Annotated in this window: 21 protein-coding genes and 2 tRNA genes; 9 read left to right on the top strand and 14 right to left on the bottom strand. The window is 70.0% G+C overall.

Annotation, left to right across the window (positions count from 1 at the left end):
• Positions 1-54: 54 nt before the first annotated feature.
• Positions 55-2,676 carry a valine--tRNA ligase gene (locus ACZ4Z5_RS22990; RefSeq protein ID WP_468265626.1) on the bottom strand — a complete coding sequence of 874 codons (2,622 nt, stop codon included), beginning with the start codon at positions 2,674-2,676 and terminating at the stop codon, positions 55-57.
• A 138-nt stretch (positions 2,677-2,814) separates the two neighbouring features.
• Here ACZ4Z5_RS22990 and ACZ4Z5_RS22985 point away from each other — a divergent pair, with 138 nt between their 5' ends.
• Entirely contained in the window at positions 2,815-3,807 is a 993-nt protein-coding gene (locus ACZ4Z5_RS22985) for a hypothetical protein (protein ID WP_468265624.1), read from the top strand.
• 112 nt (positions 3,808-3,919) lie between these two features.
• Here ACZ4Z5_RS22985 and clpX read toward each other — a convergent pair whose 3' ends face one another.
• The 5 genes from clpX to ACZ4Z5_RS22960 all read right to left on the bottom strand — a co-directional run bounded on the left by clpX (position 3,920) and on the right by ACZ4Z5_RS22960 (position 8,646).
• Entirely contained in the window at positions 3,920-5,212 is a 1,293-nt protein-coding gene (gene clpX / locus ACZ4Z5_RS22980) for an ATP-dependent Clp protease ATP-binding subunit ClpX (protein ID WP_468265622.1), read from the bottom strand.
• 148 nt (positions 5,213-5,360) lie between these two features.
• Positions 5,361-6,038 (bottom strand): ATP-dependent Clp protease proteolytic subunit, encoded by a 678-nt coding sequence (locus ACZ4Z5_RS22975; protein ID WP_468265620.1) that lies wholly within the window; start codon positions 6,036-6,038, stop codon positions 5,361-5,363.
• A gap of 72 nt (positions 6,039-6,110) precedes the next feature.
• Positions 6,111-6,728 carry an ATP-dependent Clp protease proteolytic subunit gene (locus ACZ4Z5_RS22970; protein WP_468265618.1) on the bottom strand — a complete coding sequence of 206 codons (618 nt, stop codon included), beginning with the start codon at positions 6,726-6,728 and terminating at the stop codon, positions 6,111-6,113.
• A gap of 281 nt (positions 6,729-7,009) precedes the next feature.
• Complete coding sequence (gene tig, locus ACZ4Z5_RS22965; RefSeq protein WP_468265616.1) at positions 7,010-8,401, bottom strand: trigger factor; 1,392 nt, start codon at positions 8,399-8,401, stop codon at positions 7,010-7,012.
• Between the two features lie 168 nt (positions 8,402-8,569).
• A tRNA-Pro gene (locus ACZ4Z5_RS22960) sits at positions 8,570-8,646 on the bottom strand.
• 141 nt (positions 8,647-8,787) lie between these two features.
• On the opposite strand from ACZ4Z5_RS22960, the gene ACZ4Z5_RS22955 reads away from it, so the two are divergent.
• From ACZ4Z5_RS22955 to ACZ4Z5_RS22945, 3 genes are all read left to right on the top strand, one after another.
• Positions 8,788-8,858, top strand: a tRNA-Gly gene (locus ACZ4Z5_RS22955).
• Between the two features lie 201 nt (positions 8,859-9,059).
• Complete coding sequence (locus ACZ4Z5_RS22950) at positions 9,060-9,416, top strand: carboxymuconolactone decarboxylase family protein (protein ID WP_468265614.1); 357 nt, start codon at positions 9,060-9,062, stop codon at positions 9,414-9,416.
• A 305-nt stretch (positions 9,417-9,721) separates the two neighbouring features.
• The gene (locus tag ACZ4Z5_RS22945; RefSeq protein WP_468265612.1) at positions 9,722-10,444 is read left to right on the top strand and encodes a hypothetical protein; all 723 of its coding nucleotides are present in this window, start codon (positions 9,722-9,724) and stop codon (positions 10,442-10,444) included.
• A gap of 15 nt (positions 10,445-10,459) precedes the next feature.
• Here ACZ4Z5_RS22945 and ACZ4Z5_RS22940 read toward each other — a convergent pair whose 3' ends face one another.
• The 6 genes from ACZ4Z5_RS22940 to ACZ4Z5_RS22915 all read right to left on the bottom strand — a co-directional run bounded on the left by ACZ4Z5_RS22940 (position 10,460) and on the right by ACZ4Z5_RS22915 (position 15,151).
• Positions 10,460-10,654: a hypothetical protein gene (locus tag ACZ4Z5_RS22940; RefSeq protein WP_468265668.1), complete on the bottom strand. Its 195-nt coding sequence runs from the start codon at positions 10,652-10,654 to the stop codon at positions 10,460-10,462.
• A 122-nt stretch (positions 10,655-10,776) separates the two neighbouring features.
• The gene (locus tag ACZ4Z5_RS22935) at positions 10,777-11,226 is read right to left on the bottom strand and encodes an HD domain-containing protein (protein ID WP_468265610.1); all 450 of its coding nucleotides are present in this window, start codon (positions 11,224-11,226) and stop codon (positions 10,777-10,779) included.
• A gap of 10 nt (positions 11,227-11,236) precedes the next feature.
• Positions 11,237-12,139 carry an SMI1/KNR4 family protein gene (locus ACZ4Z5_RS22930; RefSeq protein ID WP_468265608.1) on the bottom strand — a complete coding sequence of 301 codons (903 nt, stop codon included), beginning with the start codon at positions 12,137-12,139 and terminating at the stop codon, positions 11,237-11,239.
• A gap of 43 nt (positions 12,140-12,182) precedes the next feature.
• Entirely contained in the window at positions 12,183-13,328 is a 1,146-nt protein-coding gene (locus ACZ4Z5_RS22925; RefSeq protein ID WP_468265606.1) for a SpoIIE family protein phosphatase, read from the bottom strand.
• A gap of 171 nt (positions 13,329-13,499) precedes the next feature.
• Positions 13,500-14,309 carry an Fpg/Nei family DNA glycosylase gene (locus ACZ4Z5_RS22920; protein ID WP_468265604.1) on the bottom strand — a complete coding sequence of 270 codons (810 nt, stop codon included), beginning with the start codon at positions 14,307-14,309 and terminating at the stop codon, positions 13,500-13,502.
• A 353-nt stretch (positions 14,310-14,662) separates the two neighbouring features.
• A complete protein-coding gene (locus ACZ4Z5_RS22915; protein WP_468265602.1) occupies positions 14,663-15,151 on the bottom strand; it encodes a ribose-5-phosphate isomerase in 489 nt (162 codons plus the stop codon).
• 198 nt (positions 15,152-15,349) lie between these two features.
• On the opposite strand from ACZ4Z5_RS22915, the gene ACZ4Z5_RS22910 reads away from it, so the two are divergent.
• A complete protein-coding gene (locus ACZ4Z5_RS22910; protein ID WP_468265600.1) occupies positions 15,350-16,825 on the top strand; it encodes an amino acid permease in 1,476 nt (491 codons plus the stop codon).
• 192 nt (positions 16,826-17,017) lie between these two features.
• On the opposite strand, the gene ACZ4Z5_RS22905 is transcribed toward ACZ4Z5_RS22910, so the two are convergent.
• Positions 17,018-17,602: a biotin transporter BioY gene (locus tag ACZ4Z5_RS22905; RefSeq protein ID WP_468265598.1), complete on the bottom strand. Its 585-nt coding sequence runs from the start codon at positions 17,600-17,602 to the stop codon at positions 17,018-17,020.
• Between the two features lie 253 nt (positions 17,603-17,855).
• On the opposite strand from ACZ4Z5_RS22905, the gene ACZ4Z5_RS22900 reads away from it, so the two are divergent.
• The 3 genes from ACZ4Z5_RS22900 (at position 17,856) to ACZ4Z5_RS22890 (ending at position 21,623) form a co-directional block, all read left to right on the top strand.
• Positions 17,856-19,229, top strand: a complete 1,374-nt coding sequence (locus ACZ4Z5_RS22900) for an amino acid permease (RefSeq protein ID WP_468265596.1) — start codon at positions 17,856-17,858, stop codon at positions 19,227-19,229.
• A gap of 122 nt (positions 19,230-19,351) precedes the next feature.
• Positions 19,352-20,779 (top strand): amino acid permease, encoded by a 1,428-nt coding sequence (locus tag ACZ4Z5_RS22895; RefSeq protein WP_468265594.1) that lies wholly within the window; start codon positions 19,352-19,354, stop codon positions 20,777-20,779.
• Positions 20,780-20,981: 202 nt separating this feature from the next.
• Positions 20,982-21,623: a superoxide dismutase gene (locus ACZ4Z5_RS22890; protein WP_468265592.1), complete on the top strand. Its 642-nt coding sequence runs from the start codon at positions 20,982-20,984 to the stop codon at positions 21,621-21,623.
• Between the two features lie 170 nt (positions 21,624-21,793).
• On the opposite strand, the gene ACZ4Z5_RS22885 is transcribed toward ACZ4Z5_RS22890, so the two are convergent.
• Positions 21,794-22,429, bottom strand: coding sequence for a mycothiol-dependent nitroreductase Rv2466c family protein (locus ACZ4Z5_RS22885; RefSeq protein WP_468265590.1), 636 nt, complete (start codon positions 22,427-22,429; stop codon positions 21,794-21,796).
• A gap of 179 nt (positions 22,430-22,608) precedes the next feature.
• Between ACZ4Z5_RS22885 and pepN the strand changes: the two genes are divergently transcribed.
• Positions 22,609-25,173: an aminopeptidase N gene (pepN, locus tag ACZ4Z5_RS22880; protein ID WP_468265588.1), complete on the top strand. Its 2,565-nt coding sequence runs from the start codon at positions 22,609-22,611 to the stop codon at positions 25,171-25,173.
• Positions 25,174-25,205: the final 32 nt, after the last annotated feature.

Raw genomic sequence — 25,205 nt, 5'->3', positions numbered from 1 at the left:
GATGCTTCGACGCCGCCTCGGAGGTGCTTCGGCGTGCCTCGGTGTTCTTTCGGATCAGCCCTGCGGGAGGTTCGCGAGCTGGGCGGTGATCCGCTCGATGTCCGCGTCCGCCTTGGACAGCCGGGTGCGGATCTTCTCCACCACGTTGTCCGGGGCCTTGGCGAGGAACGCCTCGTTGCCCAGCTTCGCGTTGGCCTGTGCCTTCTCCTTCTCGGCCGCGGCCAGGTCCTTGGCCAGGCGCTTGCGCTCCGCCTCGACGTCGATGGCGCCCGACAGGTCGAGGGCGACGGTCGCCCCGGCGACCGGGAGCGTCGCGGTGGCGTGGAAGGACTCGCCCTCCGGCTGGAGGCGGAGCAGCTGGCGGATGGCCGACTCGTGCGGGGCGAGGGCCGTGCCGGTCAGGTCCAGGCGGGCCGGGACCCTCTGGCCGGGCTGGAGGCCCTGGTCGGAACGGAACCGGCGGACCTCGGTGACGACCTGCTGGACCAGCTCGATCTCGCGCTCGGCGTCGGCGTCGCGGAAGCCGTTGTCCGCCGGCCAGTCGGCGACCACCACGGACTCCTTGCCGGTGAGCGTGGTCCACAGCGTCTCGGTGACGAACGGGACGACCGGGTGCAGCAGGCGCAGCGTGACGTCCAGGACCTCGCCGAGGACACGCGCGGAGACCTTGGCCGGCTCGCCGCCGCCCATGAAGGTGGTCTTGGACAGCTCGACGTACCAGTCGAAGACCTCGTCCCACGCGAAGTGGTACAGGGCGTCCGACAGCTTGGAGAACTGGTAGTCCTCGTAGAACGCGTCGACCTCGGCGACCGTGGTGTCGAGTCGCGAAAGGATCCACCGGTCGGTGGCCGACAGCTGCTCGACGGGCGGGAGTTCGCCCTCGACGGTGGCGCCGTTCATCAGGGCGAAGCGCGTCGCGTTCCAGATCTTGTTGGCGAAGTTCCGGGACGCCTGGACCCAGTCCTCGCCGATCGGCACGTCGATACCGGGGTTGGCACCGCGCGCCAGGGTGAAGCGCAGCGCGTCGGAGCCGTACTTGTCCATCCAGTCCAGCGGGTTGACCGCGTTGCCGAAGGACTTCGACATCTTCTTGCCGTTCTGGTCACGGACCATGCCGTGCAGCGCGATGGTGTGGAACGGCGGGGTGCCGTCCATCGCGTAGAGACCGAACATCATCATCCGGGCGACCCAGAAGAACAGGATGTCGTAGCCGGTGACCAGGACCGAGTTCGGGTAGAACTTCGCGAGGCTGTCGGTCTGCTCGGGCCAGCCGAGCGTGGAGAACGGCCACAGGCCGGAGGAGAACCAGGTGTCCAGGACGTCGGTGTCCTGGTGCCAGCCCGCGCCGGACGGAGGCTGCTCGTCGGGGCCGACGCAGACGACCTCGCCCTCCGGGCCGTACCAGACCGGGATGCGGTGACCCCACCACAGCTGGCGCGAGATGCACCAGTCGTGGAGGTTGTCGACCCAGTCGAAGTAGCGCTTCTCCATCTCCTGCGGGTGGATCTTCACCCGGCCGTCGCGGACGGCGTCGCCCGCGGCCTTGGCGAGCGGGCCGACCTTGACCCACCACTGCATCGACAGGCGCGGCTCGATGGTGGTCTTGCAGCGGGAGCAGTGGCCGACGGAGTGGACGTACGGCCGCTTCTCGGCGACGATCCGGCCCTCGGCGCGCAGCGCACCGACGATGGCGGAGCGGGCCTCCAGCCGGTCCAGTCCCTGGAAGGGGCCGTGCACGGTGATGATGGCGTGCTCGTCCATGACGGCGAGGGACGGCAGCCCGTGCCGCTGGCCGATCTCGAAATCGTTCGGGTCATGGGCGGGCGTCACCTTGACGGCGCCGGTGCCGAACGCGGGGTCGACGTGCTCGTCGGCGACCACGGGGATGCGGCGGCCGGTCAGCGGCAGCTCGATCTCCGTGCCGACGAGGTGCTTGTACCGCTCGTCGTCCGGGTGGACGGCGACGGCCGTGTCGCCGAGCATCGTCTCGGCGCGGGTGGTGGCGACGACGATGGACGCGTCGCCCTCGCCGTACCGGATCGAGACGAGCTCGCCGTCGTCGTCCTGGTATTCCACCTCGATGTCCGAGATGGCGGTGAGGCAGCGCGGGCACCAGTTGATGATGCGCTCGGCGCGGTAGATCAGCTCGTCGTCGTAGAGCCGCTTGAAGATGGTCTGGACGGCCTGCGAGAGGCCCTCGTCCATGGTGAAGCGCTCACGGGACCAGGCGACGCCGTCGCCGAGGCGCTTCATCTGCCCGGAGATCTGGCCGCCGGACTCGGCCTTCCACTGCCAGACGCGCTCGACGAACGCCTCACGGCCCAGGTCGTGGCGGGACTTGCCCTCCTTGGCGAGCTCGCGCTCGACCACGTTCTGGGTGGCGATGCCGGCGTGGTCCATGCCGGGCTGCCACAGCGTCTCGTAACCCTGCATCCGCTTGCGGCGGGTGAGGGCGTCGATCAGCGTGTGCTCGAAGGCGTGGCCCAGGTGCAGGCTGCCGGTGACGTTCGGCGGCGGAATGACGATGGTGTACGGAGGCTTCTCGCTCTCGGCGTCCGCCTCGAAGTAACCGCGCTCCACCCAGCGCTCGTACAGCTTCCCCTCTACCTCGGCCGGCGCGTACTGGGTCGGCAGTTCGGGGGTGGCGGCTGGTGTCTGCTGAGAGTTCTCGGTCACGGGCTCAGTTTAGAGGGGTCACGGTCCTGTCCTGAAACTGGAATCTTTGGTAACGGTGCGCCCCCCTGACGTCCGGCCAGACCGGCCTTTCCGTCAGGATGTCCGGGACGCACATGCAACGGAGGGGACGACGAGTTCATGAGTTACCACCAGCCGGGTCCGTACGGCGACCGGCCTCAGCAGCCCGGACCCTACGGCCAGCCGGGTCCGTACGGCGGTCAGCCGCCGCAGGCCCCTCAGCCCGGCTACGGCTACCCGCAGCAGCCGCCGCAGGGTGGCGGCGGCCACGCGCAGCCGAACCCGTACGCCCAGCAGCCGCCGCAGCAGACCGGGGGCTACGGCTACCCGCAGCCCCAGCAGCAGCCCGGGCCCTACGCCCAGCAGCCGCTGCCGCCGTACGGACAGCAGCCCCAGCCCCAGCCGCCCCACGGCGGTGAGCCCGCGCCGAAGAAGAAGACGGGCAGGGTGCTGCTCGCGATCGTGGCCGCGCTCGCGGTGATCGGCGGCGGGGCGTACTACCTGGCGACCCGCACCACGGTGGGCGAGGCCACCAAGGGGTACAAGATCACGCCGACGGCCTCGGTGGACGACTTCGCCAAGAACAAGGACAACCCCCGGGCCGACGCGTCCGAGCACAAGAAGGCCGCCCGCCAGATGGGCATCAAGAACCCGGAGTACGTCAACGCCTCCTATCGCAGCGGTGGCGCCGCCGCGCAGGTGAACCCGCTGGCCGGCAAGGCTCTCGCCCTCCACGGCTACTGGGGCGAGATCGAGAAGCCGGACACCGCGATCGACGGCTACTTCCAGCAGCTCCGGCTGATGTCCATGAGCAGCTCCTCGACCGTGAAGATCGATCTGATCGGCAGCCCGGAGAAGGCCGAACCGGCCGGATTCACCGGTGCGCTGATGAAGTGCCAGGACGCCAAGTGGTCCTTCACCGGCAAGGAGGCGGCCGCCTTCAAGGGGGTCAAGGAGGCGAACATCCCGATCTGCGTGTGGGCCGACTACAGCACGCTCGGGGCGGTGGACATCGTGGACCCGACGCTCGCCAGTGCCGGCCGGGGCATCCCGCAGGACGAGCTCGCCGCCGTCACCGCGAAGCTCTACAACACCTCCCGCACGAAGGCCTGAGTTCCGCGGCGACGCGGTTCGAGGTCGCGGCCGTGCAAGAGGTCGCGGCCACGCAAACGGAGAAGGGGCGCCCGGCCGGGGCGCCCCTTCCGCGTACCGCGCCCGAAGCGCGCTACGCGGACTTCTCGTGCCCCACGTCCTTGCGGATCATCCGCGGCTCGCGCGGGACGAGCGTGGGGTTGACGTTGTTGTGGACGACGTCCTCGGTAATGACGACACGGGCCACGTCCTTGCGGGACGGGACCTCGTACATCACCGACATCAGGACCTCTTCCATGATGGCGCGCAGGCCCCGGGCGCCGGTGCCGCGCAGGATGGCCTGGTCGGCGATGGCTTCGAGGGCCGGGCGGTCGAAGTCCAGCTCGACCCCGTCGAGTTCGAAGAGCCGCTGGTACTGCTTGACCAGCGCGTTGCGCGGCTCGACGAGGATCTTGAGGAGGGCCTCGCGGTCGAGGTTGTGCACGGAGGTGATCACCGGGAGACGGCCGATGAACTCGGGGATCATCCCGAACTTCACCAGGTCCTCCGGCATGACCTCCTGGAACTGGTCCCGGGCCTCGATCTCTCGCTTGGAGCGGATCGTCGCACCGAAGCCGATGCCCTTGGCCCCGGCCCGCGACTCGATGATCTTCTCCAGGCCGGCGAAGGCACCGCCCACGATGAACAGCACGTTCGTCGTGTCGATCTGGATGAACTCCTGGTGCGGGTGCTTGCGGCCGCCCTGCGGGGGCACTGAGGCGGTGGTGCCCTCCAGGATCTTCAGCAGTGCCTGCTGCACACCCTCGCCGCTGACATCGCGGGTGATCGACGGGTTCTCGCTCTTACGGGCGACCTTGTCGATCTCGTCGATGTAGATGATGCCGGTCTCGGCCTTCTTGACGTCGTAGTCCGCGGCCTGGATCAGCTTCAGCAGGATGTTCTCGACGTCCTCGCCGACGTAGCCCGCCTCGGTGAGCGCTGTGGCGTCGGCGATGGCGAACGGGACGTTCAGCATCCGGGCCAGGGTCTGCGCCAGCAGGGTCTTGCCCGAGCCGGTGGGGCCGAGCAGCAGGATGTTGGACTTCGCGAGCTCGATCGCGTCCTCACGGCCCTGCGCCCCGCCGTTCTCACCGGCCTGTACGCGCTTGTAGTGGTTGTACACCGCTACGGAGAGGGCTTTCTTCGCGGGCTCCTGCCCGACGACGTACCCCTCCAGGAACTCGTAGATCTCGCGCGGCTTGGGGAGCTCCTCCCACCGCACTTCGGAGGACTCCGCGAGCTCCTCCTCGATGATCTCGTTGCAGAGGTCGATGCACTCGTCGCAGATGTAGACACCGGGGCCTGCGATGAGCTTCTTCACCTGCTTCTGGCTCTTGCCGCAGAACGAGCACTTGAGCAGGTCGCCGCCATCACCGATGCGTGCCACGAGGTGCTTCCCCTTCGCCTGGGAGCAGCTTGGTTCAGCGGCTCCTGGTGCCTCTATCCGACGGTACCTTGCCTGGCCCCCTGTTCGGGCCCCCCTTGGCACGGTTCACTGTGACGTGGTCCGTGCCGAGGGGTCGGCTCCGACTGGGTCAGGCGGCCGCAGCGGCCGTGCTCTTGCGGGTCGACACGATCTGGTCGACCAGGCCGTAGGCCAGCGCGTCCTCGGCGGTGAGGATCTTGTCGCGCTCGATGTCCTCGCGGATCTTCTCCAGCGGGGTACTGGAGTGCTTCGCCAGCATCTCCTCCAGCTGCGCACGCATCCGGAGGATCTCGTTGGCGGCGATCTCCAGGTCGGAGAGCTGCTCACGGCCGGTCTGCGAGGACGGCTGGTGGATGAGCACCCGCGCGTGCGGCAGTGCCATGCGCTTGCCGGGGGTGCCGGCGGCCAGCAGCACGGCGGCGGCGGAGGCGGCCTGGCCCATGCAGACCGTCTGGATGTCCGGCTTCACGAACTGCATGGTGTCGTAGATGGCCGTCAGCGCCGTGAAGGAGCCACCGGGGCTGTTGATGTAGATCGAGATGTCGCGGTCCGGGTCCATCGACTCCAGGCACAGCAGCTGCGCCATGACGTCGTTGGCGGAGGCGTCGTCGATCTGCACGCCGAGGAAGATCACGCGCTCTTCGAAGAGCTTGGCGTACGGGTCGTACTCGCGGACGCCCTGCGAGGTGCGCTCGACGAATCGCGGCACGACGTAGCGGTTGTCCACCTGCGGGCCCGTGTAGAGGCCGCTCGCGGAGAGGTTGTTCTGCATGTCGGTGTTCACCATCCTGGTGGCGTTCTGCGGGCTGCTGGAGGGAGGGCGAGCGGCCCGGGGGCGGACCCCGGTGCCGCGGGGGGATCAGGCCCCGGTGCCGCCGCCGCCGGGAACGCCCGAAGCGGCGGAGATGATCTCGTCGATGAGGCCGTAGTCCTTGGCCTCCTCCGCGGTGAACCAGCGGTCGCGGTCGCCGTCGCGGATGATCGTCTCCACGGTCTGGCCGGAGTGCCGGGCGGTGATCTCCGCCATGCGCTGCTTGGTGCGCAGCAGGTACTCGGCCTGGATCTTGATGTCCGAGGCGGTGCCGCCGATACCGGCGGAGCCCTGGTGCATGAGGATGTCGGTGTGCGGCAGCGCGAAGCGCTTGCCGGCGGTGCCGCCGGTCAGCAGGAACTGGCCCATGGAGGCCGCCATGCCCATACCGATCGTGACGACGTCGTTCGGGATGTACTGCATGGTGTCGTAGATGGCCATGCCGGCCGTCACGGAGCCGCCGGGGCTGTTGATGTAGAGGAAGATGTCCTTCTCCGGGTCGGCGGCCAGGAGGAGCATCTGCGCCGTGATCTTGTTGGCGATGTCGTCGTCGACCTGCTGGCCGAGGAAGATGATGCGCTCGCCGAGCAGCCGGTTGTAGACATGGTCGCCGAGGCCACCTCCGATGGACGGCTCACCGGCGGCGTAAGGCATCAGATTCGTCACGTATCCACCTGCTCGTCTCTGACGGCTCCGGCCGTCTCCGCGTCTTCGTTCCGGGGCGCGGGGTCCGCGGATCCTCCTGCGGCTAGTCCCCTGCCCTCGTATTCATGGACCCTAACGCGCAGGTAGGACAACGCCATCCCGGTTCCGGAACTGTTCGCTCGGAGCGCAAGGTGGTTGGCGCGGGGCGAGGGCGCACGGGAGTGGGGGGACGGCCCGGGTACGCGCCCGGGCCCGGACGCGTCGATACGCGTCCGGGCCCGGTGCTGTGGGATCTCGGGGGATCAGCCCTCGGACTTCTCGTCCTCGGCCTCGGCCTCGCCGGTGGCCGCGGCGGCGACCTCGGTGGCCTCCTCGACCTCGTCCTCGTCGTCCAGGTCGACGACCTCACCGTTGGTGTCCTTGACCGTGGCGGCCTCGACGACGACCGCGAGGGCCTTGCCGCGGGCGACCTCGCCGACGAGCATCGGCACCTGGCCGCCCTCGACGACGGCCTGGGCGAACTGGTCGGGGCTCATGCCGGAGGTGGCGGCACGCCGCATGAGGTGCTCGGTGAGCTCCTCCTGGTTGACGTTCAGCTTCTCCTTGGAGACCAGCTCGTCCAGGACGAACTGGGTCTTGATGCCCTTGACCGCCTGCTCCTCGGTCTCGGCGTCGAACTCCTCGGCGGTCTTGCCCTGGATCTCCAGGTACTTCTCCAGCGTCAGGCCCATCTGGCCGAGCTGGTGGTGCTCGAGGTTGTGCTTGCGGGTGTTGACCTCGTCCTCGAGGAGCTTCTCGGGGATCGGGACCTCGATCAGCTTCAGCAGCTCGTCGAGGACGCGCTCCTGGGCCTGCGTGGCCTGGTCGTACTGCTTCATGTTCAGCAGACGCTTGCGACTGTCGGCCTTGAGCTCGTCCAGGGTGTCGAACTCGCTCGCCAGCTGCGCGAAGTCGTCGTCGAGCTCGGGGAGCTCACGGGCGGCGACCTGGGTGACCTTGACGGTGACCTCGGCCTCCTTGCCCTCGGCGGAGCCGCCCTTGAGCTCGGAGGTGAAGGTGGCCTCGCCGCCGGCCTCCAGGCCCTTCACGGCGTCGTCGATTCCGTCGAGGAGCTCGCCGGAGCCGATCGTGTAGGTGACTCCGGTGGCGACGCCGTCCGCGAGGACCTCGCCGTCGACCTTGGCCTCCAGGTCGATCGTCACGACGTCGCCGTCCTCGGCGGCACGCTCGACCGGGCTGGTCGAGGCGAAGCGCTCACGCAGCTGCTGGACGGACTTCTCGATGTCCTCGTCGGTGACCTCGATCGCGTCGACCTCGACCTCGATGCCGGAGTAGTCCGGGATCTCGATGGTCGGGCGGACGTCCACCTCGGCGGTGAAGGCGAGCAGCTCGCCGTCCTTCAGCTCGGTGATGTCGACCTCGGGCTGACCGAGCGGGTTGACCTCGGCCTCGCTGACGGCCTCGTTGTAGAGCTTCGGGAGCGCGTCGTTGACGGCCTCCTCCAGCACGGCGCCACGACCGAACCGCTGGTCGATCACCCGGGCCGGGATCTTGCCCTTGCGGAAGCCCTTGACCGTGACCTGCTGGTTGATCTTCTTGTACGCCGCGTCGAGGCTGGACTTGAGCTCCTCGAAGGGCACCTCGACAGTGAGCCGAACCCGGGTCGGGTTCAGGGTCTCCACGGCGCTCTTCACGGTTCGGTCTCCTTGTGGCTGACTGCTTGGATGCTGCTGGGCCGCGGAAGGCGGTTCAGCGGGTCGGCCCGGCCAGACAGACACACGGGCACGCAGCTTGCATAGTAACCGCAAGCAGGACGCGCCCGACAACGCGATCTTGGAGCTCGATCACCATGTAGATGATCATGGTCGGGGTGGCGGGATTTGAACCCACGGCCTTCCGCTCCCAAAGCGGACGCGCTACCAAGCTGCGCCACACCCCGTCGGTGCGAGACGTAGGGTACATGCCCGCGGCCTCGGCGACCGCGTGTTTAAGGGGTGTGCGACACGGCTCCCGGACCCGCTAGGATGCTCTTCGTGCCGCACCGGCCGTGAACGCTCACGGTCCGCAATGCGACACGTGCGCGGGCGTAGCTCAATGGTAGAGCCCCAGTCTTCCAAACTGGCTACGCGGGTTCGATTCCCGTCGCCCGCTCTTCGTGGCCGAGGGCCCGGGTGGAGGAGCTTCCTCTGCCCGGGCCCTCGGCGTACTCCCGTGCCGGGACCGGGCGGCCCGGCCCGACATGCGCCCGCTCCCGGGGGCCCTTACCGTGGGAAGGCAATTCGCCGACGCGTGGGGAGGCCCGTGTCAGGGCGTGAGGTGTCGGCTCCCACTGCACCGGAAGGTGGACCGGATATGGCCACTGCGTCTGACGCCCCTGTCCTCGACACCATCGCCGCCATGACCATGGACTCCGTCGAGCGCTGCGGCATGGATGACGAGACGCTCATCCTCACCCGCCTCGCCGCGCTCGTGGCGATGGACGCGCCCGCGATCTCCTACCTCGCCCACATCGACCCCGCGATCAAAGCCAACATGACGGTCGAGCAACTGCAGGACGTCCTCGTGGCGATCGCCCCCGTCGTGGGCACGGCACGCGTCATGTCCGCCGCGGGTCACATCACGCAGGCGTTCGGCGTCGCCATCGCGCTGGCCGAGTCCGAAGCCGAGGCCATCGCCCAGGCGGAGTCCAAGAGCCGGGGCAAGTCCTGAGCGGTCCCCGCCGGCCGGCCGGGCTCCCCGGGCGGTGCTCGGCGGCCCGGTCGTAGAGCGGAACGCCGAGGGGTAAGGCGGGTCCTGCCCGTGTGAGGGGCCGGTCCGGAGGCTCAGTCCTCCCGGACCGGCCCTCTCGCATGTGCACGGAGGCCCGGGGAGTCGCAGTCGCGGAGGGGGGTCCGGCCGGCCGGCCGGACCCGGGCGGAACGCCCGGGCGCGCGTGTACTTGTGGGGCGGCCGTGCGTCGAGTTGAATTCCGCTCTGCGCAACTCGACGGCCGTCCGGATCGGGGGAGTTGGACGATGAGTACGGGACACACGGGGCCGGCGTTACCGTCCCCGCCGCCGGAGCCTCCGGCGCCGCCGGGCACCTCTCCCGCCGTCCCGCCGCCGGCGCCGGGCGGTGGGCGCCGGGCCGAGACCGCGGCGCTGGTGACGGCGGGCACCGGCGTGGTCGGGCTGCTCCTCGGCTTCTTCGGCGTGCCCAGTGTGGTGACGCCGCCGACCGCGCGGACCGTCACCGCGACGGCCACGGTCACGGCGACGGCCACCGTGACCAGGACGGCGGCTCCCGCACCCGGGGCGAGCAGCGACGGGGCCGGGGCGGGTACCCCGAGTGCGAGCGCCGGTGCCGGGACGAGCGAACACGTGCCGCTGACGGACATCACATCCCTCAACGACTTCGGCAGCTGGAAGCGGGAGCCCGTGGTGATGGGCGGGAAACGCTTCGACAACGCCCTGACCAGCGCCACCGGTTACGCCGAGACGATGCGTTTCAGCATCAACGAGCGCTACAAGTCGCTCACCGTCACCGTCGGACTCGACGACGACACCTCGGCCTATCCGGTCACGGTGACCTTCAAGGCGGGCGAGAAGACGCTCAAGAGCGTGACCGCGCAGATCAACCGGCCGGTGCAGACGGCGGTGGACGTCTCCGGGGTCGCCCTCTTCAGCATCACCGCGACACAGGCCGACGGCTACGCCCCGAAGGTCGCCCTGGGCGACCCGGTGCTCCACCGCCGCTGACGGCCGGAGGGCGGGTCAGAAGCTGATGCGGTTGATCGTCTCGGCCACCGAGTCGAGGAACCTCTGGATGGTCGGGGCCATGCCGGTGGAGGCGAGGAAGAAGCCGAACAGCACGGCGACGAAAGCGGGGCCCGGCTTGAGGTTTCCGCCCCGTATCAGCACGACCAGGATGATCGCCAACAGGAGCACCACGGACAGCGAAATGGCCACAACTGATCCCACCCTCGGTCGGTACCGTCTTGCCGGCCCGGGGGCGTACGCCCGGCACTCCCCCACTCCCCCATCGTGCCACCTGTACGGGCGGTTGATGCGAGCCGGGGGCCATGTGACGTTCAGTCACCGGTGAGTCCGAGGAGGCGGCGGACGTCGGCGTACTTGGCGGTGAGCCGGAGCCTGGTCGGCTCGTCGAGGACCGCGAGGCGGGCCGGGTCGGAGTTGTGGGCCAGGTCCGCCTCCTTGACGAGCAGAGCGCCCGGGGTGGCGAGAATGCGCCGGGTGTACGTCTCCATGTCCTCGCCGGGGCGTTTGGTGACGGCCAGCACCATGTCCTTGGTGGCCTGCGGCAGGGCCGCGGCTGCCAGCCAGTCGTGGGACAGCGCGTCGTCCTCGACGGCGTCGTGCAGCCAGGCCGCGGCGATCTGCTCCTCGGAGCCGCCCCTGACGCGGACCCCCTCGGCGACGGCCGCGAGGTGCTCGGCATAGGGGCGGCCGGCCTTGTCGGCCTGGCCGGCGTGGGCGCGCCGGGCGATGGCCTCGACCTCGGCGAGAGTCAGCTGGGGCATACGGGGCTCCTCACATCGTGTGGCTCATAAACCAGTGCATGTCGAAGTGACGCGCCAGGGAGAAGGGGTGCCGGGGGTCGGTGAGCAGGCGGTGGACCAACTCGGCGGCACCGCAGTCGAAACGGTACGACTCACCGCATTCGGTGGTGACGACCACGGGCCACAGCTCGGGGTCCGGTCCCTCGGTGAGCCAGTGGAACGCGTCCGCCTGTTCGGTGTTGGCCCATTCCAGCAGGCCGCCGCGCTCCGGATAGGTGCGGTACGGCTCATGCCTGCCGCCGTACCCCGCGGAGCGCTCCGCCCAGGTCACGATGTCGCTGCCGCGGTCCGGCGTCCCGGGCACGAGCAGGCCGAGCCATCCGTCCAGGTCACCGGGGCCGAAGAGTTCTGCGAGGCGTTTGTAGTCGGCGGGCAGCGCGGTGCCGAGCCGGGCCTCGACCGCCGGCCAGTCGACCGCCGGCCAGTCGGCCGACGGGCGGGCGGGCGAGGGTTCCCAGCCGCACAGGGCCACCACCCGGTCCGCCCAGCCGGCGTCCGGCGGCAGCGGATCCGCCGCCGGGTCGGCCCGTTCGGCGACGACCAGGACGGTGCGCGGACCGGCGTCCGGGTCCTCGGGCGGAACCGTGGCGACACCGACCCAGCGGTCCGCGTAAGGGCAGCCGCGCATCTCGGTCAGCCGCCCGCCGAAGGGCTCCAGCAGCGCGAGCCCGGTGCGTGCGGTGGCGGTCGCCGGATCGACGGGCCGCAGCCGCCCGAACCATCCGTCGACGGCGTCGAGGAGTTCCCCGGACGCCGGCTCCTCCGGCACGGGCAGACACACGTGTCCGGCGCCGTGGCCCGGCACCCGGCAGGTCAGGTCCGGGGCGCGCGACACGAAGTGGTGGAGCGCGGACAGCAGTTCGGTGTCGCTCATGGGGTCAGTGAAGCGCACCGTACTGACAGCGGCCGGGCACGGGTCAGTTCTCCCGGCACAGGAGCAGCAGCGCGCGGTCGTCGTTGACGTCCTTGGCGACCGCTTCGATGAGGTGCCAGGCCGCACCCCGGAAGCCGGAGGTGACATGACGGTCGGCCTCTCCGGTGAGGCGGTCGATGCCTTCGCTGATGTCCCGGTCCGAGGTCTCCACGAGGCCGTCGGTGAACAGCATCAGCACGTCGCCGGGGCCGAGCGTGCCCTTGACGGGGTGGAATTCCGCGGCGTCGTACACGCCGAGCAGCGGGCCCTCGGCGGACTGCTCCTTCCAGCGGCCCGTGCCCGCGTGCAGCTGGAGGGCGGGGAGGTGGCCCGCGGAGAACAGTTCGTAGTCGCCGGAGTCGAGGTCGAGGACCAGGTGGACGGAGGTGGCGAAGCCCTCGTCCCAGTCCTGGCGCAGCAGATAGCCGTTGGCGGCGGGGAGGAAGCCGTGCGGCGGCAGGGAGCCGAGGAGCCCTCCGAAGGCGCCGGACAGCAGCAGCGCCCGGGAGCCCGCGTCCATGCCCTTGCCGGACACGTCGGTGAGGACGACTTCGAGGGTGCGGCCGCCGTTGGTGCGGGCCGCGACGACGAAGTCGCCGGAGAAGGACTGGCCGCCGGCCGGGCGCAGGGCCATCTCGTGGTGCCAGGCGCGGGGCAGCCGGGGCAGGGCGCTCTGGACCCGGATGCGTTCGCGGAGGTCGAAGAGCATGGTGCCGCCGCGTCTCCAGGGCACGCCGACCCGGGCGCGGAACTGGGCGATGAGCAGGCCGAAGAATCCGCAGGCCGCGACGACCAGCACGGTGCCGGGGGTGACCGGTGCGGGCCCCTGGGCGTACTGGCCGAGCTGGACGGATTCGACGATGAGGGCGACGGCCGAGGCGGCGTAGAGGCCGAGCAGGCTGGCGGGCCGCAGCAGGAGCCCGCCCGCGACGATCGGCAGGACGAGCGCGGTGGGCGAGCACCAGGTGGGCACGGCTATGGTGCCCGCGGCGATGGCGGGGACGGTGAGCAGCAGACCGGCGAAGGCCGCCCAGTCGGAGCCGTCGCCGCGGAAGTAGTCGACACCGGATCTGCGCAGCGCGATCCGGGCCCGGTGCCAGGTCCTGCGCATCCGGGCCGGGAACGAGTCCGCTCGTGCACCCATGGCCATTGGCATGGACCCTATCCAGCCGCCGTACCGCCGCGCAGGCGACCCCTTTGACATTGCGGCGGAAATGGGATCAGCCTGATGGACGGCCTCTCATGTGCGGGGCGGAGCGTGAACGGAGCGGGGGTGTCCGCACGCCCCGGAGGGCCGGCGGAGAGCTCACCGGAGGGCACGTCAGCACTGCTGGCAGCCGGGGCACCAGAAGAGGTTGCGGGCGGCGAGATCGGCGGTGCGGATCTCGCCGCCACAGATGTGGCAGGGCATGGCGGCCCGGCGGTACACGTAGACCTCTCCGCCGTGGTCGTCGACGCGCGGCGGGCGGCCCATGGCCTCGGGGGTGTGCTCGGGGCGGACGGTGTCGATGCGGTTGTTCCGGACGCCCTCGCGCATGAGGGCGACGAGGTCGGCCCATATCGCGTGCCATTCGGCCTCGGTGAGGTCCTTGCCGGCCCGGTACGGGTCGATGCCGTGCCGGAAGAGCACCTCGGCGCGGTAGACGTTGCCCACCCCCGCGATGATCTTCTGGTCCATGAGCAGCGCGGCGATGGTGGTGCGGCTGCGGGAGACGCGGCGCCAGGCGCGGTCCGGGTCGTCGCCCGGGCGCAGCGGGTCGGCACCGAGCCGCTCGTGCACGGCCTGCTTCTCCGGGTCGGTGATGAGCGCGCACGTGGTGGGTCCGCGCAGGTCGACGTGGGCGGCGGTGCCGGTGAGGCGGAGCCGGACGGTGTCGCCGGCGGGTGGGGCGGGGGCGTCGCCGAAGTCGACCTTGCCGAAGAGGCCGAGGTGGATGTGGACCCAGCCGGTGGCGCCGAAGCCGAGGAAGAGGTGCTTGCCGTGCGCCTCGGCGGCGGTCATGACCCGGCCGTCGACCAGGGCCGCGCCGTCGGAGAACTTGCCCTGCGGGCTGGCGGCCCGTATCGGACGGTCGCCGAAGCGCTCCCAGTGGTCCTGGGCCAGCCGGTGAATGGTGTGCCCCTCCGGCACGGTGCTCTCCTCGATGGCACGGCGGTGCCGCTGGGCGGGGCCGGCGGTACCGGGGTGCAGTTCCGGTGACGGAGACGTCGGTCCGGGACGGGGACGTCGGCCTTGGGTCACATCGGCCTGGTGACGGGACGCCGGCTTCGCGTGACGTCACGCCTGGCGCGATGTCGGCCCGTCGGGGACGTCGGCCCGTCCGGGAGCGTCAGTCCTGAGTGGACGTCGGCCCCTCACGGACATCAGCCCCGCGAGGGCTTCGGTCCTTCGCGGACGTCAACCCCTCACGGACATCAGCCCCTCGCGACATCAGCCCTTCGGGGGACGTCGGTCCTTCGCCGACATCAGCCCTTCGGGGGACGTCAGTCCTGCTGCGGGTGGTGGGCCGGGATCGCGGGCATGACGCCCTCGGTCTCGTAGGCGGACAGCATGTCGATGCGGCGGGTATGGCGCTCGTCACCGGAGTACGGGGTCTTCAGGAAGACCTCGGCGAAGGTGGTCGCCTCGTCGGTGGTGTGCATACGGGCGCCGATCGCGACCACGTTGGCGTTGTTGTGCTCACGACCGAGCGCGGCGGTCTGGACGCTCCAGGCCAGTGCGGCGCGGACGCCCTTGACCTTGTTCGCGGCGATCTGCTCGCCGTTGCCGGAGCCGCCGATCACGATGCCGAGGCTGTCCGGGTCCGCGGCCGTCCGCTCGGCGGCGCGGAGGCAGAACGGCGGGTAGTCGTCCTGGGCGTCGTAGATGTGGGGACCGCAGTCGACCGGTTCGTGGCCGTGGGCCGTGAGCCACTCGACGAGGTGGTTCTTGAGTTCGAAGCCCGCGTGGTCGGAGCCGAGGTAGACGCGCATGGTTCCGAGTGTGGCATGCGAGGCAGGCGCCCACCCGGCCGGGGCCGGGCCCGCACCCCCGACGTGTGCAAGATCGTCACACAGGTAATGTCCGTGACAAACGTAACGAATAGGAATCAGCCGTTCCATACTCGGGCGTACTGGGCTTCAATGCCGACGTTCGTAACCCGAACGCTACCAAGACACAAGGATTGGTCCATGACGTCGCACCCGACCCTCACAATGGAAGGCGGTCAGACCGGCGACCCCGGGCAGCCGCACTCCACCGACGGTCTCCAGGCCGGTCTCAAGAACCGTCACCTCTCCATGATCGCCATCGGCGGCGTCATCGGCGCCGGCCTCTTCGTCGGCTCCTCCGGCGGCATCGCCGCCGCCGGCCCCGCCATCCTCCTGTCGTACCTGCTCGTCGGAGCACTCGTCGTCTTCGTGATGCGGATGCTCGGCGAGATGGCGGCCGCCAGCCCGAACTCGGGATCGTTCTCCGCGTACGCCGACCGCGCGCTCGGCCGCTGGGCGGGCTTCTCGATCGGCTGGCTCTACTGGTTCTTCTGGGTCGTCGTGCTGGCCGTCGAGGCCACGGCCGGTGCGGTGATCCTGGAGGGCTGGATACCGGCCGTCCCGCAGTGGGCCTGGGCACTGATCGTGATGGTCGTCCTGACCGCCACCAACCTCGCCTCGGTCTCCTCCTACGGCGAGTTCGAGTTCTGGTTCGCCGGCATCAAGGTCGTCGCCATCGGCGCGTTCGTCGTGATCGGCCTGCTGGCCGTGTTCGGCGTCCTGCCGGGCTCCGACAACCCGGGCGCGGGCTTCGCGCACCTGACCGACGCCGGCGGTTTCCTGCCGAACGGCGCGGGCGCCATCCTGACCGGTGTGCTGATGGTCGTCTTCTCCTTCATGGGCAGCGAGATCGTCACTCTGGCCGCCGGTGAGTCCGAGGACCCGCGGCGCGCGGTCACCAAGGCCACCAACAGCGTGATCTGGCGGATCGCGGTCTTCTACCTGGGTTCGATCTTCGTGGTCCTGACCCTGCTGCCGTGGAACGACAAGGCGATCGTCGAGAAGGGCTCGTACGTCGCGGCCCTCGACTCCATCGGTATCCCGCACGCCGGCCAGATCATGAACGTCATCGTCCTCACCGCCGTGCTGTCCTGCCTGAACTCGGGTCTCTACACCGCCTCCCGCATGGCGTTCTCGCTGGGCGAGCGCGGTGACGCGCCGAAGGCCTTCGCCAAGGTCAACGCCAAGGGCGTGCCGACCACGGCCATCCTCGCCTCGGTGGTCTTCGGCTTCGTCGCCGTCTACTTCAACTACGCGTTCAAGGACACGGTCTTCCTGTTCCTGCTGAACTCCTCCGGTGCGGTCGCGCTGTTCGTCTGGCTGGTGATCTGCTTCACCCAGCTGCGGATGCGCGGGATCCTGCTGCGCGAGGCCCCGGAGAAGCTGACCGTGAAGATGTGGCTCTTCCCGTACCTGACGTGGGCGACCGCCGCGCTGATCGGGTTCGTGCTGGTCTACATGCTGTTCGACGACGCCAACCGCGAGGTCGTGCTGCTGTCGGTGCTGGTCGCCGCGATCGTGGTGAGCATCGGCGTGGTCCTCGACCGCAAGCGGAAGAGCGCCCCCGTCGAGGCCCCCGCGGCCGCCGACGCCGAGCCGGCCGCCGTCGAGGCCTGACCGACTCCCTGACACACCGCAGCCCCGGTCCGCTCTGCGCGGACCGGGGCTGCGGGCGTCTGCAGGAAGCCGGGCGGGGATCCGTACGACGTACCTACGGGCCGCCGGGCGGTTCCGTACGACGGGTGGGCACGCCCGGTACGGCCGGTGGGCACGCCCGTGCCGCCGAGTCCGCCCGTACGGGCGGGCTGGTCAGCCGCGGCGGCCGACCAGCTTCCAGGCGGCCGGCAGGACGCCCATGGCGAGCGCGGCCTTGAGGGCGTCGCCGATCAGGAATGGCGTGAGGCCCGCGGCGACCGCCTGGCCGAAGGACATGCCGGTGGCGAGCGCCAGGTACGGGACGCCGACCGCGTAGATGACCGCGGAGCCGAGGACCATCGAGCCCGCGGTGCGGAGCGCCGAGCGGTCGGCGCCGCGGCGGGCCAGCTCGCCCACGACGCCGGCGGCGAGGACCATGCCGAGGATGTAGCCGAACGACGGCATGCCGTAGCCCGAGGTGCCCTGCGCGAACCACGGCACACCGGCCATGCCGGCCACCGCGTAGAGCGCCAGGGCGAGCAGACCGCGGCGGGTGCCGAGCGCGGTGCCGACCAGGAGGGCGGCGAAGGTCTGGCCGGTCACCGGGACCGGGGAGCCGGGGACCGGCACGGAGATCTGGGCCGCGATGCCGGTGAGTGCGGCTCCGCCGACGACGAGGGCGACGTCGCGGACTCGGGACGCCGGAATCAGGTCGGCGAGGACGACTCCGGGACGGGCGGAAACGGCGGCGGTGCTCATCGGTGACTCCACGGGTGAGGTCTGTGCGGGACACCGCGACGCTAGTGGAGCGCGCTGCCGGTGATCACCGTTTGCCGCCGACAAAGGGGGTGCTCAGAGATTGGTGAACTCTTCACAAAGTCCGGCGTTCACACCTGTGATGGCGTGATGCTCGTCACTGCACCTGAAGCGCCCTCGTCCGGTTTTTGCAGTAAGCCTCCCTGTCCGGCGACACTGTGGGGTCTCCATAAACCGACGCGAGAGCCATGGCACCATGCACGACCCCCTGGCCGATCAGGCCGAGCCCCTCTCCCCTGCTCTGAAGCAGCGGCATCTGACCATGCTCGGCCTGGGCGGGGTGATCGGCGCCGGGCTGTTCGTCGGCTCGGGCGCGGGCATCTCCGTCGCGGGCCCGGGGATCGTGCTCTCGTATCTGATCGCGGGCGCGCTCGCGATGCTGGTGATGCGGATGCTGGGCGAGATGTCAGCCGCGATGCCCGCGTCCGGGTCGTTCTCGGTGCACGCGGAGCGGGCGCTGGGCCGCTGGGCCGGCTTCAGCGTGGGCTGGCTGTACTGGTTCCTGCTGGTCGTGGTGCTGGCGGTGGAGGCGACGGGCGCCGCGGGAATCGCCCACGGCTGGGCGCCGTCGGTGCCGCAGTGGGCCTGGGTGCTGGTCTTCATGGTGGTGTTCACGACCGTCAATCTCGCCGCGGTACGGAACTTCGGCGAGTTCGAGTTCTGGTTCGCCGCGCTGAAGGTCGGCGCGATCGTGCTGTTCCTGGCGCTCGGCCTGCTGGCGGTCTTCGGCCTTCTCCCGGACACGGATCCGGTGGGCCTCGCCAATCTCACCGGTCAGGGCGGCTTCCTCCCCAACGGCTGGGCGGGGGTGATCTCGGGTGTGCTCGCCGTGGTGTTCGCGTTCGGCGGCCTGGAGGTCGTCACGATCGCGGCCGCGGAGACCGAGGACCCCGCGCGCAACATGGCCCGGGCCGTGCGCAGCACGGTGTGGCGCATCCTGTTCTTCTACGTCGGTTCGATGCTGGTCATCGTGACCCTGCTGCCGTGGACGGCGATGCAGCCGGGGCTGAGCCCGTACGTGGCGGTGCTGGACTCGATCGGGATCCCCGCCGCCGGGCAGATCATGAACATCGTGGTGTTCGTCGCGCTGCTCTCCGCGCTGAACGCGAACCTCTACGGGGCGTCACGGATGGTGTTCTCACTGGCGGAGCGCGGTGAGGCGCCGCGGGGCCTGCTGACGGTGTCGCGCGGCGGGGTGCCGCGCCGGGCGGTGCTGGCCTCGGTGGCGTTCGGGTTCGTGTCGGTGCTTCTCAACCTGAAGTGGCCCGACACGGTGTTCCTCTACATGCTCAACGCCGTGGGCGCGGTGCTGCTGTTCGTCTGGGCCCTGATCGCCGTGTCCCAACTGCGGCTGCGCCGCAGGTTCGAGGTGGAGGCGCCGGACCGGCTGACGCTCAGGATGTGGGGGTTCCCGTGGCTGACCTGGGTGACGCTGGCCGCGATGGCCGGCGTGCTGGTGCTGATGCTGACCGACGAGGCCGCCCGGCCGCAGGTGCTGTGGTCAACGGCCGCCACCGCGGCGGTACTTGCAATGGCAGGACTGCGGGAACTCCGCGCGCGGCGTAGGTGAATCCGTACGGGCGGTAGTTTTACCGTCCGAATTCCGGTCAAGGGTTCCCGCTGAGCGGTTGATCGCCCAGACTGTGGACTTTGCTTTGCCAAATCGTCTCACGCACCGAACAAGGGACGCCCATGACCCGGACCCCCGCGCCGGTCGAGCCGCAACTCGGCTCCACCGCACCCGAGGACTCGTCGGCCGGCGGATCGCCGCTGACGCACGGCCTCAAGCAGCGCCACCTTTCGATGATCGCCCTCGGCGGTGTCATCGGTGCCGGCCTCTTCGTCGGATCGAGAGCGGGCATCGCCGCGGCCGGCCCGTCGATCGTCCTCGCGTACGTCGTCTCCGGCCTGTTGGTCATGCTGGTGATGCGCATGCTGGGCGAGATGTCGGCGGCGTACCCCTCGTCGGGCTCGTTCTCGGCGCACGCCGAGCGGGCGTTCGGCCCCTGGGCGGGATTCGCGGCCGGCTGGTCGTTCTGGGTGCTGCTGACCACGGCTGTCGGACTGGAGGGCATCGGCGCCGCCGAAATCGTCCACGGCTGGGTGCCCGGCGTCCCCCAATGGGTCTGGGTGGCCCTGTTCATGGCGGTGTTCTGCCTCACGAACCTCGCGGCCGTGAAGAACTTCGGCGAGTTCGAGTTCTGGTTCGCCGCGCTCAAGGTCGGTGCCATCACCCTCTTCCTTGGCCTCGGCGTGCTGGCGATCCTCGGCGTCCTGCCCGGCACCGACTCGCCCGGTACGGCCAACCTCACCGGCAGCGGCGGGTTCCTGCCGAACGGCACCGAGGGCCTGGTGATCGGTCTGCTGGCCTCGGTCTTCGCCTACGGCGGCATGGAGACCGTCACCATCGCCGCGGCCGAGTCCGAGAATCCGGTGCAGGGCGTGGTGAAGGCCGTCCGTACGGCGATGTGGCGCATCGCGCTGTTCTACATCGGTTCGATGGCCGTCATCGTCACGCTCATCCCGTGGAACGACCCGTCGATCACCGAGAAGGGCCCGTACGTCGCGGCACTCGACCACCTCGGCATCCCCGGCGCCGGCCAGATCATGAACGTGGTCGTACTGGTCGCCCTGCTCTCGGCGATGAACGCCAACATCTACGGGTCGTCGCGTATCGCCTACTCGCTGGTCCAGCGCGGCCAGGGCCCGAAGGTCCTGGGCAAGGTGTCCGGCGGTGTGCCGCGGGGCGCCGTGCTCGCGTCCTGCGTGCTCGGCTTCGTCTGCGTGGGGCTCAGCTACTGGTCTCCGGACCTGGCCTTCAAGTGGCTGCTCAACATGATCGGCGGCGTCATCCTGATCGTCTGGATCTTCATCGCGGTCTCCCAGCTGGTGCTGCGGCGCCGTATCGAGCGCGAGGAGCCCCAGAGGCTGGCGGTGCGGATGTGGGCCTACCCGTTCCTGACCTGGGTCGCCCTGGCCGGCATGGCGGGAATCTTCTTCCTGATGGCCCGGCAGCCCGACACCCGAGACCAGCTGATGGCCACCGGCGCCATGACCGTCGTGCTGGCGGTGACCGGCTACATCATGCAGCGGGTGAGGCAGTCGCGGGAGTCCGCCTGACGCCACGGCTCGCACAGCCGAGAACAGGACACCGGAACCCCCGGGGCCGCCACGGCCCCGGGGGTTCCGCTTTCCCCGCCGTCCCGTCCGCGGTACCGGGCGCGGCCGCGGCCCCGTGTATGCGTGATCGACTCCGGCCTGTTGCTGATAGCCTGCACTTGCGTATTATTTGCAATAAGCGGCACCGGAGGGACCGGACCCCATGGCCATGTACACGCTTCCTGAACTTCCGTACGACTACGCGGCGCTCGAACCCGTCATCAGCCCCGAGATCATCGAACTGCACCACGACAAGCACCACGCCGCGTACGTCAAGGGCGCCAACGACACCCTGGAACAGCTGGAGGAGGCACGGGACAAGGAGGCCTGGGGGTCGATCAACGGTCTGCAGAAGAACCTGGCCTTCCACCTCTCCGGCCACATCCTGCACAGCATCTACTGGCACAACATGTCCGGTGACGGCGGCGGCGAGCCGCTGGACGAGGACGGCGTCGGCGAGCTCGCGGACGCCATCGCCGAGTCGTTCGGCTCCTTCGCCAAGTTCAGGACCCAGCTGTCCAAGGCCGCAGCCACCACCCAGGGGTCCGGCTGGGGCGTGCTCGCATACGAGCCGGTCACCGGCCGGCTGATCGTCGAGCAGGTCTACGACCATCAGGGGAACGTCGGCCAGGGCTCCACCCCGATCCTGGTCTTCGATGCCTGGGAGCACGCCTTCTACCTCCAGTACAAGAACCAGAAGGTGGACTTCATCGAAGCGATGTGGCGGGTCGTCGACTGGCAGGACGTGGCCAAGCGCTACGCCGCCGCAAAGGAGCGCGGCGACAGTCTGCTGCTCGCCCCGTGACGCCGCGGCGTGGTGATGCCGCGCCACCGTGACGCACGCCGCGCGGCGGGCACCGGGTCGTCCTGCTCGTGATCGTCTTCTCAGCCTTCATCGAGCGGGCGGATGGAAGAAGGACCCCCGCGAGGACGTGTCTCGCGGGGGTCCTTCGTCGTCGGTCTTCGCCGTCGGCCCTAGTCGAAGTCCGGGGCGGCGGTCCGGGTCCGCTTGATCTCGAAGAAGCCCGGCGTCGACGCGACCAGCAGCGTGCCGTCCCACAGCCGGGCCGCCGCCTCGCCCTTGGGCGCCGGGGTGACCACCGGGCCGAAGAACGCGACCCGGCCGCCGTCCTCGCCCGGGACCGCGATCACCGGGGTGCCGACGTCCTCACCGACCAGCTCGATGCCCTCGCGGTGCGAGGTGCGCAGCTCGGTGTCGTACTCGTCGGAACGGGCGAAGTCGATCAGGTCGGCGGGCAGGCCGACCTCCTCCAGGGCGCCGAGGATCGCCTCCTCGGTCGGGCCCATGCCCTGGTTGTGGAAACGGGTGCCGAGCGCGGTGTAGAGGGGACCGACGATCTCGTCGCCGAACTTCTCCTGGGCGGCGGTCACGACACGGACCGGGCCCCAGGCCGTGGCGAGCAGCTCGCGGTAGCTCTCGGGGAGCTGATCGAGTTTGTTCTCGTTGAGGACGGCGAGGCTCATGACATGCCACCGCACCTCCACCGGACGGACCTTCTCCACTTCGAGCATCCAGCGGGACGTCATCCACGCCCAGGGGCACAGCGGGTCGAACCAGAAATCGGCGGTGGTCTTGCCGGTCTCGGACATGTCTCTCCTTATGGGATACCTCGAACACGACGCCGAAGGCAGCTTCCGGTACCAACACGGGCGGAGCGCCGTGGCATTCCCGTGTCCTGCCCCCGCTGAGGTCCGAATGCCGGATGTCCCCGGTCAGTGCCACATGGCAGGATCACTGCTGTCCGCCCCCGCCACGAAGGAGTGTGCCTGTGCCCGGTGAGAATCTGTCCCGCGACGAAGCCCGGGAGCGGGCCGACCTGCTCTCCGTCGACGGATACGAGGTGTCCCTCGACGTGCGCTCCGCCGTCGGCGACGCCCCCGAGGGGCAGCCGCGCACGTTCCGCTCGGTGACCACGATCCGGTTCCGCTGCGCGCGGCCCGGCGCCGCCGCCTTCGCGGACCTGGTGGCGCCCGCCGTGACGGCGGTCACCCTGAACGGACGGGCACTGGACCCCGCCGACGTGTTCGACGGGAGCCGGATCGCGCTGGAAGGCCTGGCCGAGGAGAACGTCCTGGTCGTGGACGCGCAGTGCGCGTACAGCCGGACCGGCGAGGGTCTGCACCGGTTCGAGGACCCCGAGGACGGCGAGGTCTACCTGTACACCCAGTACGAGCCGGCCGACGCCCGGCGGGTGTTCGCGAACTTCGAGCAGCCGGACCTCAAGGGCCGCTTCCGCTTCGAGGTGACGGCTCCCGAGGGCTGGACCGTGTGGAGCAACGGCGCCGAGGAGTCACGGGACGGCGGGGTGTGGCGGTTCGCGGAGACGGCGCCGATCTCCACGTACATCACCTGTGTCGTCGCGGGCCCCTACCACCACGTCACGGACACCTACCGCCGGACCTTCGACGACGGCACGGAGCTGGAGATCCCGCTCGGGGTGATGTGCCGCAAGGGACTCGCCAGGCACTTCGACGAGGACGACGTCTTCCTGGTCACCAAGCAGGGATTCGACTTCTTCCACGACCACTTCGACTACCCGTACCCGTTCGGCAAGTACGACCAGGCGTTCGTGCCCGAGTACAACCTGGGCGCGATGGAGAACCCGGGCATGGTCACCTTCCGCGAGGAGTACATCTTCCGCGGCAAGGTGACGCAGGCCGCCTACGAGCACCGGGCGAACGTGATCCTGCACGAGATGGCCCACATGTGGTTCGGCGACCTCGTGACCATGCAGTGGTGGGACGACCTGTGGCTGAAGGAGTCCTTCGCCGACTTCATGGGCTCGTTCTCGATGGTGGAGGCGACGCGCTTCACCGACGGATGGATCACCTTCGCCAACAACCGCAAGTCCTGGGCGTACCGCGCCGACCAGCTGCCGTCCACGCACCCGATCACGGCCGACATCCGTGACCTGGAGGACGCCAAGCTCAACTTCGACGGCATCACGTACGCCAAGGGCGCGTCGGTGCTGAAGCAGCTCGTGGCCTACGTCGGCCGGGACGCGTTCCTGGAAGGCGCCCGCCGGTACTTCAAGCGGCACGCGTACGGCAACACGCGGCTGGAGCACCTGCTGGAGGTGCTGGAGGAGGTCTCCGGACGCGACATGGCCTCCTGGTCGCGGGCCTGGCTGCAGACGGCCGGGGTCAACGCCCTGACGCCGGTGGTGACGTACGACGCGTCCGACCGGATCACCGAGCTCGCGGTCACCCAGGACGGCGACGAGCTGCGCCCGCACCGGGTGGCGGTGGGTCTCTACCGGTACGAGGCCGGGGCCCTGGTGCGCTACGCCCGGGCCGAGGCCGACGTCACCGGCGCCCGCACCGTCGTGGCCGAGCTCACCGGTGCCGAGCGGCCCGACCTCGTCCTGGTCAACGACGAGGACCTGACGTACTGCAAGATCCGCTTCGACGAGGGGTCGCTGGCCGCGCTGCGCGAACGGCTGGGCGAGATCTCCGATCCGCTGGCCCGCGCGCTGTGCTGGTCGGCGCTGTGGAACCTGACCCGCGACGGGCTCATGCCGGCCCGGGACTTCATCGGCCTGGTGCTGCGGTTCGCGGGACGCGAGACCGACATCGGCGTCCTCCAGATGCTGCACACCTGGACCCTGACGTCCCTGACCCACTACGTGACGCCCGCCGCGCGCGAGCAGACCGGCCGGGACCTCGCCCAGGGCGCGCTGCGGGAGCTGCGGCTCGCCGAGCCTGGCAGCGAGCACCAGCTGACCTGGGCACGGTTCTTCGCGGCGACCGCCTCGGCCGAGGCCGACCTGCAGCTGCTGTCCGGGCTGCTGGACGGCACCGCGAAGATCGACGGCCTGGACATGGACCAGGAACTGCGCTGGGAGTTCCTCACCCCGCTGGCCACGCACGGCGTGGCGGACGAATCGGTGCTGACTGCCGAACTGGCCCGGGACGACACGGCGTCCGGCAAGCGGCACCAGGTGCGCTGTCTCGCGGCACGGCCGTCGGCCGCGGTCAAGGCCCAGGCGTGGGGCGCGGTGGTGGAGTCCGACACGCTCTCCAACGCGCTCGTCGAGGCGACCATCGCGGGATTCGGCCGGCCGAGCCAGCGTGAAATCCTCGCGCCGTACGCCCCGAAGTACTTCGAGGCGATCGGACGGGTGTGGGCGGAACGGTCCATCCAGATCGCCATGAACGTGGTGCGCGGGCTGTTCCCCGCCCTTCAGGGCGACCGGGCGACGCTCGACGCGACGGACGCCTGGCTGTCCGCACACGAGGGGGCGGCGCCGGCGCTGCGCCGCCTGGTGCTGGAGGCGCGCGACGACCTCGCGCGGGCACTACGGGCACAGGAGTGCGACGAGGGCGCGGCCTGACGCCCCGGCGCGGCCGGCCGGGCCCGACTCCG

It is taken from the genome of Streptomyces sp. NPDC030222, assembly GCF_055573115.1.
This window is presented reverse-complemented; position numbering and strand designations above follow the sequence as displayed.